Genomic DNA, 377 nt, shown 5'->3' with positions numbered 1-377 from the left:
GAGGAGCGCCTCGACGAGGTCGTCGGAGCGGATCTCATCACCCAGGCGCGACCACAGCAGCTTGCCGTCGCGGAGCACCGTCGCGGAGTCGCAGATCGCGGTGACCTCGCGCAGGAAGTGCGAGACGAACACGAACGTCACGCCCTGCTGCTGCAGGTCCTGCACCTTGTCGAACAGGCGTCGGATGGCCGCGCCCTCGAGCTGCACGGTCGGCTCGTCGAGCAGCACGATGCGGGTGCCGGCCTCGAGCGCCTTGGCGATCGTGAGCATCTGGCGCTCCTCGATCGGGGCGTCCGAGAGCAGCATCCGAGGGTCGAGGCGGATGTTCCACTCGGCGAGGATCCGCTCGGCCTCGGACTGCATCTTCTTCCACGACA

1 pseudogene is annotated in these 377 nt (G+C 67.9%); it reads right to left on the bottom strand.

The features are described from left to right. Positions 1 to 363 (bottom strand): annotated as a pseudogene (locus ACZ3HG_RS23150) (sugar ABC transporter ATP-binding protein); the annotation flags it as partial. Positions 364 to 377: the final 14 nt, after the last annotated feature.

Source organism: Erwinia sp. PME.40.26/001 (assembly GCF_055556675.1).
The sequence above is the reverse complement of the archived record's forward strand: the minus strand, read 5'-3'. Positions and strand labels throughout refer to the sequence as shown.